At 69.3% G+C, this 15,094-nt stretch carries 14 protein-coding genes, 3 tRNA genes and 1 pseudogene; 13 read left to right on the forward strand and 5 right to left on the reverse strand.

Going from position 1 to position 15,094, the window contains the following annotated elements:
* Window positions 1-3: 3 nt before the first annotated feature.
* The 4 genes from CYFUS_RS21820 to CYFUS_RS21835 all read left to right on the forward strand — a co-directional run bounded on the left by CYFUS_RS21820 (window position 4) and on the right by CYFUS_RS21835 (window position 3,942).
* Window positions 4-387, forward strand: coding sequence for a ComEA family DNA-binding protein (locus CYFUS_RS21820; protein WP_095986978.1), 384 nt, complete (start codon window positions 4-6; stop codon window positions 385-387).
* Window positions 388-451: 64 nt separating this feature from the next.
* Complete coding sequence (locus CYFUS_RS54595; protein ID WP_095986979.1) at window positions 452-1,159, forward strand: hypothetical protein; 708 nt, start codon at window positions 452-454, stop codon at window positions 1,157-1,159.
* Entirely contained in the window at window positions 1,056-2,582 is a 1,527-nt protein-coding gene (locus CYFUS_RS21830; RefSeq protein WP_198317018.1) for a hypothetical protein, read from the forward strand. The genes CYFUS_RS54595 and CYFUS_RS21830 overlap by 104 nt, the downstream gene beginning before the upstream one ends.
* 178 nt (window positions 2,583-2,760) lie before the next feature.
* The gene (locus CYFUS_RS21835) at window positions 2,761-3,942 is read left to right on the forward strand and encodes a glycosyltransferase family 2 protein (protein ID WP_095986981.1); all 1,182 of its coding nucleotides are present in this window, start codon (window positions 2,761-2,763) and stop codon (window positions 3,940-3,942) included.
* Between the two features lie 42 nt (window positions 3,943-3,984).
* On the opposite strand, the gene CYFUS_RS21840 is transcribed toward CYFUS_RS21835, so the two are convergent.
* On the reverse strand, window positions 3,985-4,776 hold the full coding sequence (locus CYFUS_RS21840; protein WP_095992152.1) for a CHAP domain-containing protein: 792 nt from the start codon (window positions 4,774-4,776) through the stop codon (window positions 3,985-3,987).
* 134 nt (window positions 4,777-4,910) lie between these two features.
* Between CYFUS_RS21840 and CYFUS_RS21845 the strand changes: the two genes are divergently transcribed.
* The 7 genes from CYFUS_RS21845 (at window position 4,911) to CYFUS_RS21875 (ending at window position 9,481) form a co-directional block, all read left to right on the forward strand.
* A complete protein-coding gene (locus CYFUS_RS21845; RefSeq protein WP_095986982.1) occupies window positions 4,911-6,590 on the forward strand; it encodes a HEAT repeat domain-containing protein in 1,680 nt (559 codons plus the stop codon).
* Between the two features lie 124 nt (window positions 6,591-6,714).
* On the forward strand, window positions 6,715-8,343 hold the full coding sequence (locus CYFUS_RS21850) for an Hsp70 family protein (RefSeq protein ID WP_095986983.1): 1,629 nt from the start codon (window positions 6,715-6,717) through the stop codon (window positions 8,341-8,343).
* A gap of 8 nt (window positions 8,344-8,351) precedes the next feature.
* Window positions 8,352-8,777: an SCP2 sterol-binding domain-containing protein gene (locus tag CYFUS_RS21855; protein WP_095986984.1), complete on the forward strand. Its 426-nt coding sequence runs from the start codon at window positions 8,352-8,354 to the stop codon at window positions 8,775-8,777.
* Between the two features lie 30 nt (window positions 8,778-8,807).
* The gene (locus tag CYFUS_RS21860) at window positions 8,808-9,086 is read left to right on the forward strand and encodes a hypothetical protein (RefSeq protein WP_095986985.1); all 279 of its coding nucleotides are present in this window, start codon (window positions 8,808-8,810) and stop codon (window positions 9,084-9,086) included.
* Between the two features lie 53 nt (window positions 9,087-9,139).
* Window positions 9,140-9,211, forward strand: a tRNA-Val gene (locus tag CYFUS_RS21865).
* Between the two features lie 25 nt (window positions 9,212-9,236).
* Window positions 9,237-9,308 (forward strand) — tRNA-Val (locus CYFUS_RS21870).
* A gap of 97 nt (window positions 9,309-9,405) precedes the next feature.
* Window positions 9,406-9,481 (forward strand) — tRNA-Pro (locus tag CYFUS_RS21875).
* 9 nt (window positions 9,482-9,490) lie between these two features.
* Here CYFUS_RS21875 and CYFUS_RS21880 read toward each other — a convergent pair.
* The gene (locus CYFUS_RS21880) at window positions 9,491-10,456 is read right to left on the reverse strand and encodes a peptidylprolyl isomerase (RefSeq protein ID WP_157758576.1); all 966 of its coding nucleotides are present in this window, start codon (window positions 10,454-10,456) and stop codon (window positions 9,491-9,493) included.
* Window positions 10,457-10,628: 172 nt separating this feature from the next.
* Between CYFUS_RS21880 and CYFUS_RS21885 the strand changes: the two genes are divergently transcribed.
* Complete coding sequence (locus CYFUS_RS21885; protein WP_095986987.1) at window positions 10,629-11,495, forward strand: peptidylprolyl isomerase; 867 nt, start codon at window positions 10,629-10,631, stop codon at window positions 11,493-11,495.
* Between the two features lie 661 nt (window positions 11,496-12,156).
* Here the strand turns inward: CYFUS_RS21885 and CYFUS_RS52825 are convergent.
* The gene (locus CYFUS_RS52825) at window positions 12,157-12,516 is read right to left on the reverse strand and encodes a hypothetical protein (protein WP_157758577.1); all 360 of its coding nucleotides are present in this window, start codon (window positions 12,514-12,516) and stop codon (window positions 12,157-12,159) included.
* Window positions 12,517-12,922: 406 nt separating this feature from the next.
* On the opposite strand from CYFUS_RS52825, the pseudogene CYFUS_RS54600 reads away from it, so the two are divergent.
* A pseudogene (locus CYFUS_RS54600) lies at window positions 12,923-13,048 on the forward strand (Ig-like domain-containing protein); the annotation flags it as partial.
* A gap of 383 nt (window positions 13,049-13,431) precedes the next feature.
* Here the strand turns inward: CYFUS_RS54600 and CYFUS_RS52830 are convergent.
* Both CYFUS_RS52830 and CYFUS_RS52835 read right to left on the reverse strand, forming a co-directional pair.
* A complete protein-coding gene (locus CYFUS_RS52830) occupies window positions 13,432-13,626 on the reverse strand; it encodes a hypothetical protein (RefSeq protein WP_157758578.1) in 195 nt (64 codons plus the stop codon).
* 493 nt (window positions 13,627-14,119) lie between these two features.
* A complete protein-coding gene (locus CYFUS_RS52835; RefSeq protein WP_157758579.1) occupies window positions 14,120-14,464 on the reverse strand; it encodes a hypothetical protein in 345 nt (114 codons plus the stop codon).
* Window positions 14,465-15,094 lie beyond the last annotated feature (630 nt).

Raw genomic sequence — 15,094 nt, forward strand, 5'->3', positions numbered from 1 at the left:
GGGGTGAACCGCACCGGCGCTCTCGCGGTGGCCGCGCTCGGGCTGTGGGGCCTGGGCGTGGTGGCGCGCGTGCGCGGGCCCTCCACCGAGCCCGCGCTGGACTGTGAGCCGGGTGAGGTGCGGGTGGTGGAGGGCATCGCCCGGTGCGGCACGGGCGAGCCGCCCTCCGCCCCGCAGCGCCTGCTGCTGGGCCAGAAGCTGGATTTGAACCGGAGCTCCGAGGAGGACCTCGCCCGGGTGCCTGGCGTGGGAGCATCCCTGGCGCGCGAGCTGGTGCGGACGCGGGCGCGGCGGGGGCCGTTCTCCTCGTGGGACGAGGTGGCCTCCGTTCCCGGCGTGGGATCGGCCAGGCTGGCGACGCTCCGGGCGGCGACCGAGTTGCGGTAGGCGCCAGGGCCCCGAGGCGTGTGATAAAGCACGGAGCGTGGAGATCGCCTGCCCTCAGTGCTCGATGAAGTACGCGCTCGACCCCCGGTTGTTGCCGCCCGGGGGCGTTCCGGTGCAGTGCACTCGCTGCAGCCATGTCTTCATCGCGGGCGCCTCCGCTCCGGCGCCCGCCCCGGCTCCGAAGGCGCCTGGGGTTCCGGTGCGCGCGCCCAATCCCCTGAGCTCCACTCTGCTCTACGGCACGAATGCCGGGGGGTCGGAGGCCCCGGCCCCCACGACCACGCAGGCCTTTGGCGCCGTTCCCTCCGTTCCCCAGGTGCCGCAGATAGCTCCCGTGGCGCCCCGGGCCCCACCCGCTGCCCCGGTGGCGCCCTCGATCCAGAAGACACAGGCGTTTGGCGCCGTCCCCCAGGTGCCACCCGCCGCGAGGCCCGCCGCCCCGGCCACGAGGCCCGCTCCAGCCGCCACCAGGCCTCCTGGCCCGGCGGGCCGCCTTCCGCGCAAGCGGCCCCCGCTCCCCACACGACGCAGGTGTTTGGTTCGGTTCCTTCCCCCACCGACGTCGCCGCCCCGAAGCCCACCGGCAAGCCACCCGCCGCCACGGCGACGCCCTCCGCTCCGCCTCCCGGCTCCTCGGCCCCCGGCCCACGTCGGCCCGTCCCGTCACCGTGTCGCTGCCGGTGTCGCCCCAGGCCACCCCTCCAACGCGGGAAGAGGATCCCTTCGCCGCCCTGGAGGCGTCGGAGCCCTCCGCGTTCTCGCCGTTCGATGAGGCTCCCTCCGGGCCACCGCTCGCCCAGCCGCCCGGCATGACGCCTCGCGCCGCGGCGCCGGAGCGCCCCCTGCCGGAGCCCACGCCAGCACCCGTGTCTCCACCCGCGGCATTCGACGCTCCCCCTCCCTACGGCCACGAGCCTCGGATCGGAGTCGCGGCGACGACCCCCATCGAGCTGCCCGACGAGATCCTCGTCCAGTTGGATCGGCCCCTCTCGGAGTTGATGGGGGAGGAGGCGCCCGCCGAGGCGGCACCGCCCCCCGTGGGGCCCGCGCCCGCCTTGAGCAAGCCGCTCGAGCTGCCGCCCGAGTTGATGGATGCGCCCACCCCCTCCGCTCGTGACCAGGGCCGGGGCAAGCGCCCGGCGAAGGGTGGCACGGGCCGGGGCCTGCTCATCGCGGCGGGCGTCCTCGTGCTCGCCCTGACGGCGTTCTTCATCTCGCGGGCCTGGCTTTCCAAGCCCGACGTCCTGCCGCACACGGTGCAGGCCGCCAGGGACGAGGCGGTGGCGAAGTTTCGCCGGGACGACACGGCCTCGAAGGAAGAAGCCCTCGCCGAGTTGAAGTCCCTGTCGGACAGGTATCCCCAGAGCGTCGAGCTGCTGGCGGAGATGGGCATCGCGCTCGCCATGCACCTGGATGACACCCAGGTCCGCCTCACCACGCTCCAGGCCAAGGAGAAGCAGCTGAGCGAGCTCATCGATCGGCTCGTCTCGACCCAGACCCCCATCGACTGGCAGAGCCGTGCCAACACCCGCAAGGAGGAGCTGACCACGCTCCAGCGGCAGCGCTCCTCCCTGGAGGGGCGGAGCAAGGTGCTGGCGCAGGAAGCCGTGCAGGTCCTCAAGAACCTGGAGCTGGAGTCCGCGAAGGAGCCGCGCGAGGTGGCCCTGGCGCGTCTGCGGGCCCGGGCCCTGATGTCCGCCACGCTGGGGGTGGGCAACACGCCCGCGTTGGCCGTGAAGCTGGCCCAGGCGGAACAGTTCGAGTGGAGTTCGCTGGTCATGGCCGAGTACGTCCTCCACCACGCCTCGGCCTCGCCCGCCGAGACCCGGGAGGCCGCCGCCGGGATGGAGAGCCTGCGGGCCCGCAACAGCACCTACCTGCGTGCCTACGTGCTCGGGGCGCGCATCGCCCTGCTGCGCCACGAGCCGGCCGCCGCGCGCGCGCTGCTCAACACCGTCATCACCCTCAACCCCAAGCACGAGCTGGCCCAGCAACTCCATGCCTACATCGAGGACCTGGAGCGCCAGGAGTTCGAGCCTCCCCCCTCCGTGAAGCCCCCGCCCGCGCCCGCGCCGGCTCCCACGCCGGCGCCCGTGCCCACGGATGAAACGGCGCCCACCGCTCCCTCGGACTCTCCCCCCGCGGAGGGGACGGCGCCCGGAGCGCCCTCGAACGCGACGTCCATCACGCCCTGAAGGGCGCCTCGCGCGCGGGGAGGGTGAAAAAAGTTCCGTCTTCGGGCCGTGCGTCGGGGGTCTTCTCGCCCGGGCTCCAGGGCAGGTGGCTGGGGCGGACGGCGGTACGTCCCTTGCTAGCCTGGTGTCTCCGAGCGGGACGCGCATGGACGCGATTCCCAGGTCGGAGGCACGGGTGATGGCGGAGCTGGTCTTCTGGTGTGCCGCGGTGCTGCTGGTTCACACCTACTTTTTCTACCCGCTGGTGTTGTTCGCGATGGATGGCGTGGCGCAGGTGGCGCACAACCTGCGCTACATGCGCTCGGGAGCGAACCAGCGCCGCGCGCAGCGGGTGGGCGTGCCGCCCCGGGTGAGCCTGGTGGTGGCGGCCTACAACGAGGCGAGCTGCATCCAGCAGAAGCTGGGCAACAGTCTGGCGTTGAACTACCCGGCCGAGCGCTTCGAGGTGCTGATCGGCTCGGATGGCTCGTCGGACGGGACGGACGAGCTGGTGCGCGCGTGCACCGACGAGCGGGTGCGGCTGTCGGCCGCGCCCCGGGGCGGCAAGACGTCGGTGTTGAACCGGTGCATTCCCCTGGCCGGGGGTGACATCGTGGTGCTCTCGGACGCGAACACGATGATCGAGCCGGAGGCGATTCAACGCCTGGTGCGGCACTTCGAGGACCCCGAGGTGGGGGTGGTGTGCGGGCAGTTGCGGCTCTACAACCCGACGAAGGCCGAGTACGAGGAGAGCACGTACTGGACGTACGAGTCGCTCATCAAGTTCTACGAGGGCAAGCGCGGGGCGGTGATGGGGGCCAACGGTGGGCTGTACGCCATTCGCCGCTCGTTGTTCCAGCCCCTGCCGGCGTCGACGATCGTGGACGACTTCGTGATTCCGCTGCGCATCCTGGAGCAGGGCTACAAGGTCGTCTACGAGCCCGAGGCGGTGGCACACGAGGAGACGACGGAGGACTACGACAAGGAGTTCGGCCGCCGGGCGCGCATCGCGGCGGGCAACTTCCAGAGTCTGCGCATGGTGCCTCGGCTGCTCTCTCCGTTGGTGGGCTTCCCGGCGTTCGCCTTCTGGTCGCACAAGCTGCTGCGCTGGTGCGCGCCCGCGCTCATGGCCCTGGCATTCCTGGCGAACCTCTTCCTGGTGAACAGTATTTTCTACCGGTTCACGCTGATGGGGCAGGTGCTGTTCTACGGGCTGGCGCTGCTGGGGAAGACGGGGGCGCTCAAGGGCTCGGCGCGCCGGGTGGCGTCGGTGGCCTACTACTTCGTGACGATGAACCTGGCGATCGCGGTGGGCTTCTGGCGCTTCCTGCGCAACTCACAGCGCGCCGCCTGGGATCGCACGGCGCGCGTCTCGTCCTGAGTCCCTGGCCTCTCGAGGGCCTTGCCCTCGAGGGGGTCGGCTTCAGCGCCGGGCCACCGCCTCGGGGCGGGGCTCGGGCAGCACGGAGCCATACGCGGCGAAGAGCTGGCCGGTGAGCACCGGCGCCTTGCTGGCCCCTGGCACGCGCAGCATGTCATTGAGCACCGCTCCGGTGCGGGGATCCTTCTTGAGGTCGGGCCGGGCGAGGTTCATCCGGTAGCGCACCACGCCCCGCTTCACCCGGTGGATGACGACGACGGTGCCATTGGGCTCGACCTTGTCCACCAGGGCCACGTGGGTGAGCCCGTCGTTGCGCCGGCCATCCCGGTTGCGATCATAGGTCTCCCGGAAGAACACCAGGTCTCCTGGCCGCGGCGTGCCCTGGGTGTACACCCGGCCCTTGGCGCGCGCGTAGCGGTAGAAGGCGGTGACCCCGTTGTCTCCCTTCGCGGCGGCGCCGCGCAGCGACACCCCGGCCCGCGAGTGCACGGCCTCGACGAAGCCGGTGCAGTCCGCCGGCCAGGTGCGTCCGGACAGTTGGATCTTCGTGCGGCCCAGCAGTCCCCGGGCGGCGGCGAGCACCTTCTCGCGTGCATCGGGCGCGGGAGAGCGCCGCGGCTCGGGCGAGGCGGCGTCCCCGTCGCTGCTGGAGTCTCCGGACGCGGTGGGAGCGGGAGCGGAGTCGACCCCATCGTTCGGAATGGGCCGGGGCGCCGCGGGGGGCGTCAGGGGGCTGTAGCGGTAGTTCGAGGCGAAGAGCCTTCCTCCGGGAGGACTGCCCGTGGCGCACCCCGTGCACACCAGCAGTCCCGCGAGCAGTACACCCAGCTTCATGTCGCCACCTCCCTGCATCAGGCCTCGGGGTGATGCTCGGGTGGAGCCGGGGTGTGGTCAAAAAAACCACCCAGTCGAGCGGACAGGGGCCGGTGTGTTTTTCGGGCCGGGGGTGGGGTGGTAATGCTGGGGGGATGCGTGCGTTCCGAGCCCTGTGCCTGCTGTGGTTGCTGACTGGTTGTGGACTGCCCCGGGCCTACGAGCGGGCGCGCACCACGGACACGGTGGAGGCGTACCGCGAGTTCCTCCGGCAATACCCCGAGGGGGACGAGGCGGAAGCGGTGGAGGTGCGCATCGCGGAGCTGGAGTTCGAGGAGGCGAAGCGGCTGCACTCGGTGGTGGCCTACAAGCGCTTCATCGAGGCGCATCCGGAGGACTCGCACGTCCGGGCGGCGCGGGCGCTGCTGGAGGGACTGCGCTTCAACGCGGCCAGGGACGAGGGCACGGCGGCGGCGCTGCGCCAGTTCCTGGGGGATCACCCGGACGGGGCCCAGCGCGAGGAGGCGCAGCGGCTGTTGAAGGCGGCGGAGCTCCAGGAGGCGTCCTCGACGAGGGATCCGGCGCGCATGCGGGAGTACCTGCTGGAGGCGCCGGATGATCCCCGGCGGCTGGAGGTGGAGTCGCGCCTGGACGACGAGAGCTTCGCCCGGGCGGAGGGGGCGAGGGAATTGTTCGCCTACCTGCGCGACTTCCCGGCGGGGCGCTACCGGGAGCAGGCCAGGGTGAAGCTGCTGGGCCTGGAGATGGAGGGGCTGCTGTTCTCGGGGCTGTTGGAGGAGGCCCAGGCGCGTGTGGCGGCGCATCCGCTGGGCGCGAAGCTCGAGGACTTCCCGGCGCGCCTGGCGCGGGCCCGGGCCGAGCGCGCGGTCCTGCTCCAGCCGGACGCCCTGATCCGCTCGGCCCAGGTGGAGCACTACCTGCGCTCCATCGAGGACCTGAGCCGGGCGCTGGTGGCGCCGGATCCGATGGACCGCTGGCAGGCGGCGCAGGAGCTGGGACAGCACGTGTCGGTGAAGGTGTTGGAGCCGCTGCTGGAGGCGCTGCGCTCGGGGCGCAACCCCCTCATCCGGTGGCGGGCGCTGGAGAGCCTGGAGACGGTGCTGCGCGCCCTGCCGCGGCGGGTGGCGGAGTACGAGGTGGCGGTGCGGCTGGAGGCGCTGCGCGAGAAGGCGGGCAGCCCGGAGCTGTACCTGCGCACGGCGGTGTTGTTGGACCTGTCGGGGCGGGTGGGCGAGGCGGCGGCGGAGTACCAGCGGGCCTTCCTCCCGGAAGATCCGGATCCGGTGGTGTTGCGGCGGTGGATGGACCTGCGAGAGGCGCGGCACCAGGCGTTCTCGGCGGCGGTGGCGGCGCGGCAGCTCTCGCTGTGGGCCCTGCGCGTGGCGCGTGAGGAGAGCCTGTCGGCGGAGGGCGGAGTGCCGCAGGCGGCGGCGCGGCAGTTGTGCGCGGCGGCTCGCTTCGCGCGCATCGCGTCGGAGACGCTGGGCCGGGCGCGCGCGGCGAACACCGAGTTCCCCGAGGATCTGGAGGGCTTCGGGGTGACGGCGGCGGAGGCGCTCAAGCTGAGCGAGGCGCGGCTGGCGGACGCGGAGTTGCTGTTGCGCCAGCAGTCACCCGGGGCACGCACCTGCGGAGACGACGCGGTGCGTGAGCGCCTGGAGAGCGCCGTCGCCGAGCGCCGCGCGGCGCTGCGTTCGGTGGGCACGCGGCTGCCGCGGCTGGCGCCGGTGCTGCTCGAGGCGGCGAGGGCGCGGGATCCCTCCGGGGACATCCGGGCCGAGGCCGAGCGGCTCCTGGCGCGGCCGACCCCCTGAGTCGCCCGGACGTATCGCCGGGAGGTGACCGGTCGGGGTGGGTGGCCCTCTGTCGTCTGGCGGGAGCGGGGAGACGAGAAGTGCGCATGAGGGTGACTGTCGTGATACAGAGGGAAGCTCCACCATGGCGGACAGACCTCGCATCATCGGGATAGATCTGGGCACGACCAACACCCTGGTCGCGTCCGTGAAGAACCGTGTCCCGAAGATCGTTCCCACGGATCGCGGCAACCTGGTGTTGCCCTCCGTGGTGGCGCTGTCGGCCAAGGGCGAGATGCTGGTGGGAGGCGTGGCCAAGGATCAGATGGTCACCAACCCGAAGAACACGCTCTACGGGACCAAGCGCCTCATCGGCCGCAAGTACGAGTCCAAGGTGGTGGAGGAGCTCAAGAGCTACTTCAAGTACGACATCGTCCCGGGGCCGGAGGGGGACGCGGCGGTGTCGCTGGGCGGAAAGGTGTACACGCTGCCCGAGGTCTCCAGCTTCATCCTCAAGCAGCTCAAGACGATCGCCGAGCAGTTCCTCGGAGGCCCCATCGACGAGGCGGTCATCTCCGTGCCGGCGTACTACACGGACAGCCAGCGCCAGGCGGTGAAGGAGGCGGGGCGGCTGGCGGGACTCAACGTCAAGCGCATCGTCAACGAGCCCACCGCGGCGGCGCTCGCCTACGGCTTCAACCGGGGGTTGGATCAGAAGATCCTCGTCTATGACCTGGGCGGAGGCACCTTCGACGTGTCGGTGCTGCACCTCACGGGCAACGTCTTCGAGGTGCTGGCCACCGGTGGAGACACCTTCCTGGGCGGAGTCGACTTCGACAACCGGGTGGTGGACTACGTGCTGGAGAAGGCGTGGGAGGAGAGCAAGATCGATCTCTCCACGAGCCCCATCGCCATGCAGCGCATCAAGAACGCGGCCGAGGCGGCGAAGATCGATCTGACGCTCATCCCCAACGTGGTCATCGACCTGCCCTTCCTCGAGGAGCGCAAGGGCAAGCCGGTGGACGTGCGCATCCCGCTCACGCGCGAGACGCTCAACGCGCTCACCATGGATCTGGTGGATCGCACCTTCGAGCTGTGTGACCGGGTGCTGAAGGAAAAGGGCATCGACCGCTCGCAGATCGACGAGGTCATCCTGGTGGGCGGACAGAGCCGGATGCCGCTGGTGCAACAGCGCATCCAGGAGCACTTCGGCAAGCCGCCGCGCAAGGGCGTGCACCCGGACGAGTGCGTGGCGCTGGGCGCGGCGCTGCTGGCCGAGTCGCTGGGCAGCCTCGACTCGGTGACGCTGCTGGACGCGGTGTCCATGCCCATCGGCTACGCGCTGCCCAACGGGCGCGTGCGGCGGGTCATCGACAAGAACACCATCATTCCGCTGGTGAAGAGCTTCCGGCTGCCGGCGCCGAGGGAGCCGGGGGCGCCCTTCATCGAGATGGACATCTTCCAGGGAGACAGTGATCTGGTGGTGGACAACGAGTACCTGGGCACCCTGAAGGTTCCCGCGGAAGCGGCGGGGCGGAAGATCGACTTCCGGCTCAACGAGGAGTGCCTGTTGCAGGTGGTGGTCGACGATCCGAGCGGTCCGCGGCGCATCGAACTGGCGACGCGGGACACGCCCGAGTTGCTCAAGAAGGAGTTGGCGCGCGTGGCACAGGAGAAGGCCGAGAAGGCCGAGAAGGCCGCGGCGACACCGTCCTCGCCTCAAGAGGGCAGTGGGCTGTTGTCCAGCATCAAGAGCATCTTCCGGAGAGGGTAGCGGTCGGCATGGCCACGTTCCCGTCGAAGGAGTGGTGTGAGGAAGCGGTGCGTTTGTTGAACGCGGATCCCGAGCGCTCGCTCGCCGCCCGGGGGTGGCAGGGCGACATCGGGGTCATCGTCGACGCGGAGCCGGGCCGGCTGGCGCGCGCCTTCGTGGTGCACGTGGTGCCGCGCGGCACGCTCATCGAAACCCTGCGCGTGCTCGACGAGCCGGACGATCTGGACGAGCTGGATCCGGCCTACCTGGCGCGCGCGCCCTACACCGTGTGGAAGCAACTCCTGCAGGGCAGCCTGGATCCGGTGGAGGCGGTGCTGCGGCGGCGCATCTCGGTGAAGGGGGACCTGCAGCAGCTCATCGAGCGCCTGCGGTTCAAGGGGATCGCCGACCGGGTGCTCAGTGGGTTGAAGACCGAGTACCCGGACGAGCCGTAGACGCGCGCTCGCGCGCCGGGAGGAGAGGCCATGGGGATTCGCCAGAGATTGACGAAGCAGGCCCTGGGGGCGTCGCACAAGGCGATGGAGACGCTGCTGGCGGACGAGCAGCGGGCGCGCACGTTCGCCGCGGCGCTCGGCTCGATGCAGCGGGGCAAGCAGGCGCTGGACCGGGGCCAGGAGGAGTTGATGCACACGTTGAACTTCGCCACCCGGAGCGACTTCAAGGCCGTGGGCAAGGCGCTCGCGGGGCTCAAGCGTCGGCTGCGCGAGCTGGACGCGAAGCTGAGCGGACTGGCGGGAGAATAGGCGTTGACAGGTGGGGGTGGGGGGTGGCATCTAGCCCCCCGTCGCTTCGTCGGGGGCGCATAGCTCAGCGGTAGAGCACTGCCTTCACACGGCAGGGGTCCCAGGTTCGAATCCTGGTGCGCCCACACCCACGAAGCCGGACATGCAGTCGGGCGCATAGCTCAGCGGTAGAGCACTGCCTTCACACGGCAGGGGTCCCAGGTTCGAATCCTGGTGCGCCCACACGACAGAGGCCGTGAGTCCCCAAGGGCTCACGGCCTCTTCGCTTTGGGGGGGCCTGACGCCGCCCGTGCCGACCCGCCTCGCCTGATTGTCTTGTCTGGGTGTAGCTCAGCCTGGTGGAGCGCACGGTTCGGGTCCGTGAGGCCGCGGGTTCAAATGGGCTGGCACTTCAACGCCGTGGTTCAGGGCGTCCCGGTCCTCGCGGCGCTGGACGTGCTGATCGTCATCGCGCCGAGCACCTCCTCCTCGATCCGCACCGGCGTCTTCTGCTCGAGTTCCTCGATGAGTGCGTCCATGGAGCGAGAGCGCCGTTCGGTGAGCAGCCGGTTCTCGATGCGAGTCTTCACCCCATCGAGGGGCTGGGTCACCCCCGCCTGCCGCCCGGTGAGTTGGAGCAGGTGGAAGCCCTGGTCAGTGGCCACCACCGTGCCCAGCTCCCCCACCGTCTTCAGTCCCGAGGCGACCTCCGCCACGAGCGGGCCCCACGCCTGGGTCAATTCCTCTCGGGTCTTGTAGCCCAGGTCTCCTCCCGCGTTCTTCGTGGAGGCGTCCGCCGACCAGGTCCGCACGGCCTTTTCGAAGGCTCCCGGCTGCTCCGTGGGGGGCTGGCGTTTGATCTCCGCCAACAGCTTGTTCGCCGTGGCCCGCGTCTCGTCACGCTTCGCGGAGCCCTCGGGAGCGGCGAGGAAGAGATGGCTGACGCGCACGCGCTCGGGCCTGACGAACTCGTCGTGGTGGGCGTCATAATACTGGCGCAACTCCTCGTCGGACACCTTGCCCACCGCGCCCTCCTGATGCAGACGCAGCAGCTTCTGCACCATCACCTTCTCCAGGGTGGCGAGCACCTCGGGATCCTTGTCCAACCCTCGCCGCCGCGCCTCCTGGAGAAGCAGCTCGAAGCGGATCTCGTTGTCGAGCAGCTCCTTCTTCTTCTCCAGGCTGGTGTAGCGCGCCCGGATGAAGGGGGGTTGCTCCTCCAACTTCGTTTGCAAGGCCTGGGTGGTGATGGGGTGCTCACCCACGGTGGCGACGACGGGGCTGGTGTCTTTTGGGGTTCCCGGGGAATCACCGCGGCCACCACAGGCGGCCAGCGCGAAGGACAGGGAAGCGGCGAGGAGGGAACGGGACGGCGGGAGACGCGAACGCATGCGCGCGCACCATACAGAATCTCTCCTCGAGGAGCGCGGGAAGGTCTCCTCGGCGCGGCGGCTGCCCGCCCTCTCGAAGAGTGTTGGACTTTTTACAGTAGGCTCCCCATGATGCGCTGCTGTTCTCAAGGGGTCACCAGTTTTTCCGGCGTCGGTCCGGAAAAAAGAAGTCATGCGACGCGTACGATGGTTGTTCGGGGTGGGGATTCTGTTGGTGGCCTGTTCGAAGCAGGATGCCCCCGCGGAGGGGGCGGACTCGTCGAGTCAGGTGGTTGGGACCTACGAGGGTGGAGTCATCACCGAGGCCGAGCTGATGGCCGAGGTGGCCCGCCTGCCCCCGCGTCTGCGCGAGCAGTTCGAGACCCCCGCCGGTCGCGGTGAGTTCATCCGGTCGATGATCGACAAACGGCTGCTGGCGCAGGAAGCGCGGCGGCGCGGCTTGCACGAGCGGCCCGACATCCAGCGGCAGGTGCGCGAGTTGGAGGAGCGGCTCTCCATCCAGGCCCTGATGGCCGAGGAAGAGAAGGCCGCGCCCCCCGTCTCCGAGGAGGCGCTTCGGGCGTACTACGACATGCACCAGACGGAACTGACCGAGCCGGAGCGGGTCCGGGTGGTGCGGGTGTTCGCGGCGGTGCCCGCTGGAGCCTCCGCTGCTCAGCGGACGAGCGCGCGGCAGAAGGCGGAGCAGTTCGCGCAGCGGCTGCGCAAGGGCGAGCCGGCGGCCAAGGTGGCCGCGGAAGGGGATGGCCCCGAGCGGTTGCGGGGAGGCGACGTGGGGCTGTTCGCCCTGGGTGATCGGGGAGAGCCTGCGATGGAGCAGGCGGCATTCGCCCTGAAGAAGCCGGGCGAGGTGAGTGCGGTGGTGGAAGAGTCCGGGGGCTACTCCGTGCTTCAGTTCGTGGAGCGCCGAGCGGCGCGCGTTCCGCCCTTCGAGGAGGTGCGTGCCTCCATCCAGGGCCGGCTGCAGCCGCAGATGAAGCGCAAGGTTTTCGAAGACGTGCTGTCTCGCCTGCGCAAGGCGGGGGGAAGCCAGCCGTGACAGCGTCACCCGGCCGTGAAGACGTGTCCGTGGGAGGAGTCGTGGTTCGTTCGAGCCGTGTGGTGAGTGGGTTGCTCAGCCTCGCGCTGTGCCTGGGGATGCTGTTGTCTGGAGCAGCCCGCGCGGCGTCGCCCGTGATGGGGGCTCACCCCCTCGTTCCCATCCGGATCGGCGCGCAGTCCGTGGATCTCGGCTTCGAGGTGGACGGTGCGGCCTCCGAACTCGTGGTCAGCATCAAGGGCGAGTCCGCCAAGGTGGGCACCTTCGCTGAACTGACGGAGATCCCCGTCACCCGCGACCAGGCCGGGGCGTTTCCCTTCCACCTCCTCACTCCACTGACGAAGCCTTTTCCCGAGGATGGCATCCTCACCATCACCGCCTGGCCCGCGGTCGGCACCGGGACGCCTCGGCAGCCCCTGACGGTGACCTTCAACGCGAACCATCCGTCTCCCTCGTTCGGGGATTCTCCCGTGTCCGTCCAGGTGGGTCCCCAGCTCGCGGAGGCCCCCAGTGGCATCCTGGTCCAGGCATCGTTCGCGGGAGACGCGACGAGCGCGGAGCTGTCCTTGCTGGGCGCCTCGAGGCAGGAATTGCGCTCCGTCAATGGCAACCTCAGTGAGGCCGAATCCAAGGCGTTCGCGCTCACCCGACGCATGGTGGCCTACCCCCGCGCGGACGCTCCGGGCCGCGTGAGCTTCTTCGTTCCCCTCCAGGGCTCCTCCGCGCTGCCTCCCGATGGCGTGGTGGTCGTGGACGTGGCGTTGCGGGATGCCTTTGGCCGTACCGTGTACACCTCGACGGTCGAGTCCACGAGCAGCTCGGCCTTCGATGTGCTCACCGGGCTGGTGGCACCCTCCTCGGCGGTGCTGTTGTCGGAGGGCTTTGGACAGCGCGTCCAGCTGCTGGTGAAGGGGATCTTCTCCATCGCGGGTGAAGTGGACCTCTCTGGCGCCAACAAGGGCGTGACGTACACCTCCTCCAACGAGCAGGTGGTCGGCGTCACGGCCAGCGGAGAGGTCATCGCCCGATTCAATGGAGAGACGAAGATCAAGGTCTCCTACGGAGAGCTTTCCATTGAGGTCCCGGTCCTCGTCCAATCCAACGCCCAGCTCGAGGATCTCAGTCTCCAGCCGGCCACGGGCTCCCCGGTCATCACGCGTGTGGGGGGCGAGTTGCAGCTTCAGGTGCTGGGCACCTTGAGAGACCAGTCGGGCACTCGCACGGTGGATCTGACGGCGGGGTTGCCACCCGATGCGTGGAGCGTGGATGACTCCTCGGTTCTCTCCTTGCTTCCCCGTGGGCGGGTGAAGTCGCTCAAACGGGGCTTCCCCAAGGTGGTGATCTCCTACGGCGGTTTCACCAGTGTTCTGCAGGTGGAAGCCAAGGATGGTCCGCCGGAGATCCAGTTGCAGGTCCCCTCCTCGGTCATGGCGGGGCAGGCGTTCGAGGTCAAGGCTATCGCCAGCGATGACATCGGCGTGAAGCGGGTGGAGTTCTTCCTCAACAACGTGCCCATCACCACGGACACGCAGGCGCCCTATACCTTCCAGCTCAGGGCGCCACCGGAGTCGGGGGCCACCGTGGTGTTGTCCGCCAAGGCCTATGACTACGATGAAACCGACACGCTGCTCGGCAACTCCACGTCCACGCCCAACGTGACGGTGAAGGTCGTTGCGCGGCCCGGTCCCAGCCTCCGGGCCGTGGTCTTCGAGGCGCCTCAGCCGACAGCCCAACTCATCGAGGGACTGCCGCAGGTCATCCGGGTCACCAGCGGGGATTGGATGAGCGGCACCCTGTCCGCGCAGGACTTCCAATCGGTCCGCTTTACGGTGGACAACGCGCTGTTGGGTACCGCGATGGCGCCCCGGATGGAAGCGCGGATCTTGAAGACCGACGAGGGTGAGAAGCGGATCTCCGTTCCCGTGTGGGAGGTCAGCTACACGCCGCCGCCCGGCTCCTCGGGCAACACCATGTCCATCCGCGCCGAAGGTGTGGATTCCTCGGGATTCATCACGCGCTCGCCGACCCTGCTCGTGCGTGTCGTCGGCAACACCAGTCCCCTCATCACGTTGCGCGAGCCCGTCCTGAATGCCCAGAACAGAGCGGATGCCTCGCTCGGCGTCCCGTTCATGGTGCGCGGCACCCTCAGCGATGACGCCCTGCTCTTCGGCGCGGATGTCTCGCTCCTGGTGAACGGTGAGCAGGTGGCCGCGACCCACCTGGATGGGAAGGAGCTGTCGGGCTCCCCGGCGGGAGCGCTGCCTTTCGAGCTTGCATGGCTTCCCACGGGCCCGGCCAACCGGACGGTCAACATCGAGGTCGTGGCGAAGGACTACGCGGGCCTGATGTCCACGAAGAGCTTCACGGCGTACGTCATCGAGAACCGGGATCCCCATGTGGTCATCCTCACTCCCGATGGGAAGCTGCCGGTGCTGGTGGACGGCGAGTTGCGGCTCACCGCGTCCGCGGATGATGACGATGTGGGTCCTCTCTCGGTGTCGTGGTGGGTCGATGGCATCCCCGTGGGCACGTCCAGCAGCCCGCCCTACGAGGTCTACACCCAGGCACCGAGCACCCCCAAGCGCATCACCATCAAGGCGATCGCGCGCGACGCCAACGGCAAATCAGGCAGCGCGGAGCGCATCGTCAATGTCGAGGCCGACAAACAGGCGCCCCGTGTTTCCATCCTGACTCCGGCGAATCACTCCAAGGTGGCCCGCACACAGCCGTTGCTGGTGACGGTGTCTGGCTCGGACGACGTCGGGGTGACGCGCATCGAGCTGGACACCAAGGGCGAGCGCAAGGGGACTCTCGTCAGCGAGAAGATCTCCCGGAGTGGTGCCGATGGCTACCTCGCCCACTTCATCATCAAAGAGGAACTCTACCCCGATCCCGAAGAGAGCGATCATCTCCTGCTGTTCGCTCGCGCCTACGACAAGGCGGGAAACTTCAAGCAGACGGACACGCACGTCGAGGTCTCCCTCGTCGCGGACGAACGTCCCACCGCGGAAATCCTCTCTCCGCTGGAGTCGGCCTCGGTGACCGAGGGCTCGAAGCTGGAGGTGCTCATCCAGGCGCGGGACGACGTGGGCGTCAAGAGCGTGACGCTCTCCGCCAGCTGCTCGGTGGGGACGTGGCACTCCACGCAGACGATCGTTGCTTCTCCCTACCGCGCCGAGCTGAGTCCGCAATGCGCGGCGGGGGAGTTGCTGCGCTTGAGCGTGACGGTGTCCGACTCCAACCAGACGAACGAAGCCCCCGTGGTGAGGACGGTGAAGATCGTCGAGGACTCGACGCCGCCGACGGTGGTCTTCCGCCAGCCCTACGCGGGCGCCCGGATCCTGGTGGGCAAGAAGTTGTCCAGGGTGTCACTCAAAGTGGCGGCCTCGGACAACATCGCCGTCACCCAGGTCGAGCTCTTCCGCGTCAAGGACAGTGGCCGGGAGCCCCTGCCTCCCCTGACGAAGACGTCCTCCTCGGGCCTCTATGACGAGTTCTCGCTGGACCTGGAGCTTCCGCCGGACCTGGCGAATCCGCCAGCCAACAACACCACCGGTCTCCCACTGTCCCTGGTCGCCGTCGCGGAGGACAAAGCGGGC

Origin of the sequence: Cystobacter fuscus, from assembly GCF_002305875.1 — a bacterium.
Taxonomy (GTDB): domain Bacteria; phylum Myxococcota; class Myxococcia; order Myxococcales; family Myxococcaceae; genus Cystobacter; species Cystobacter fuscus_A.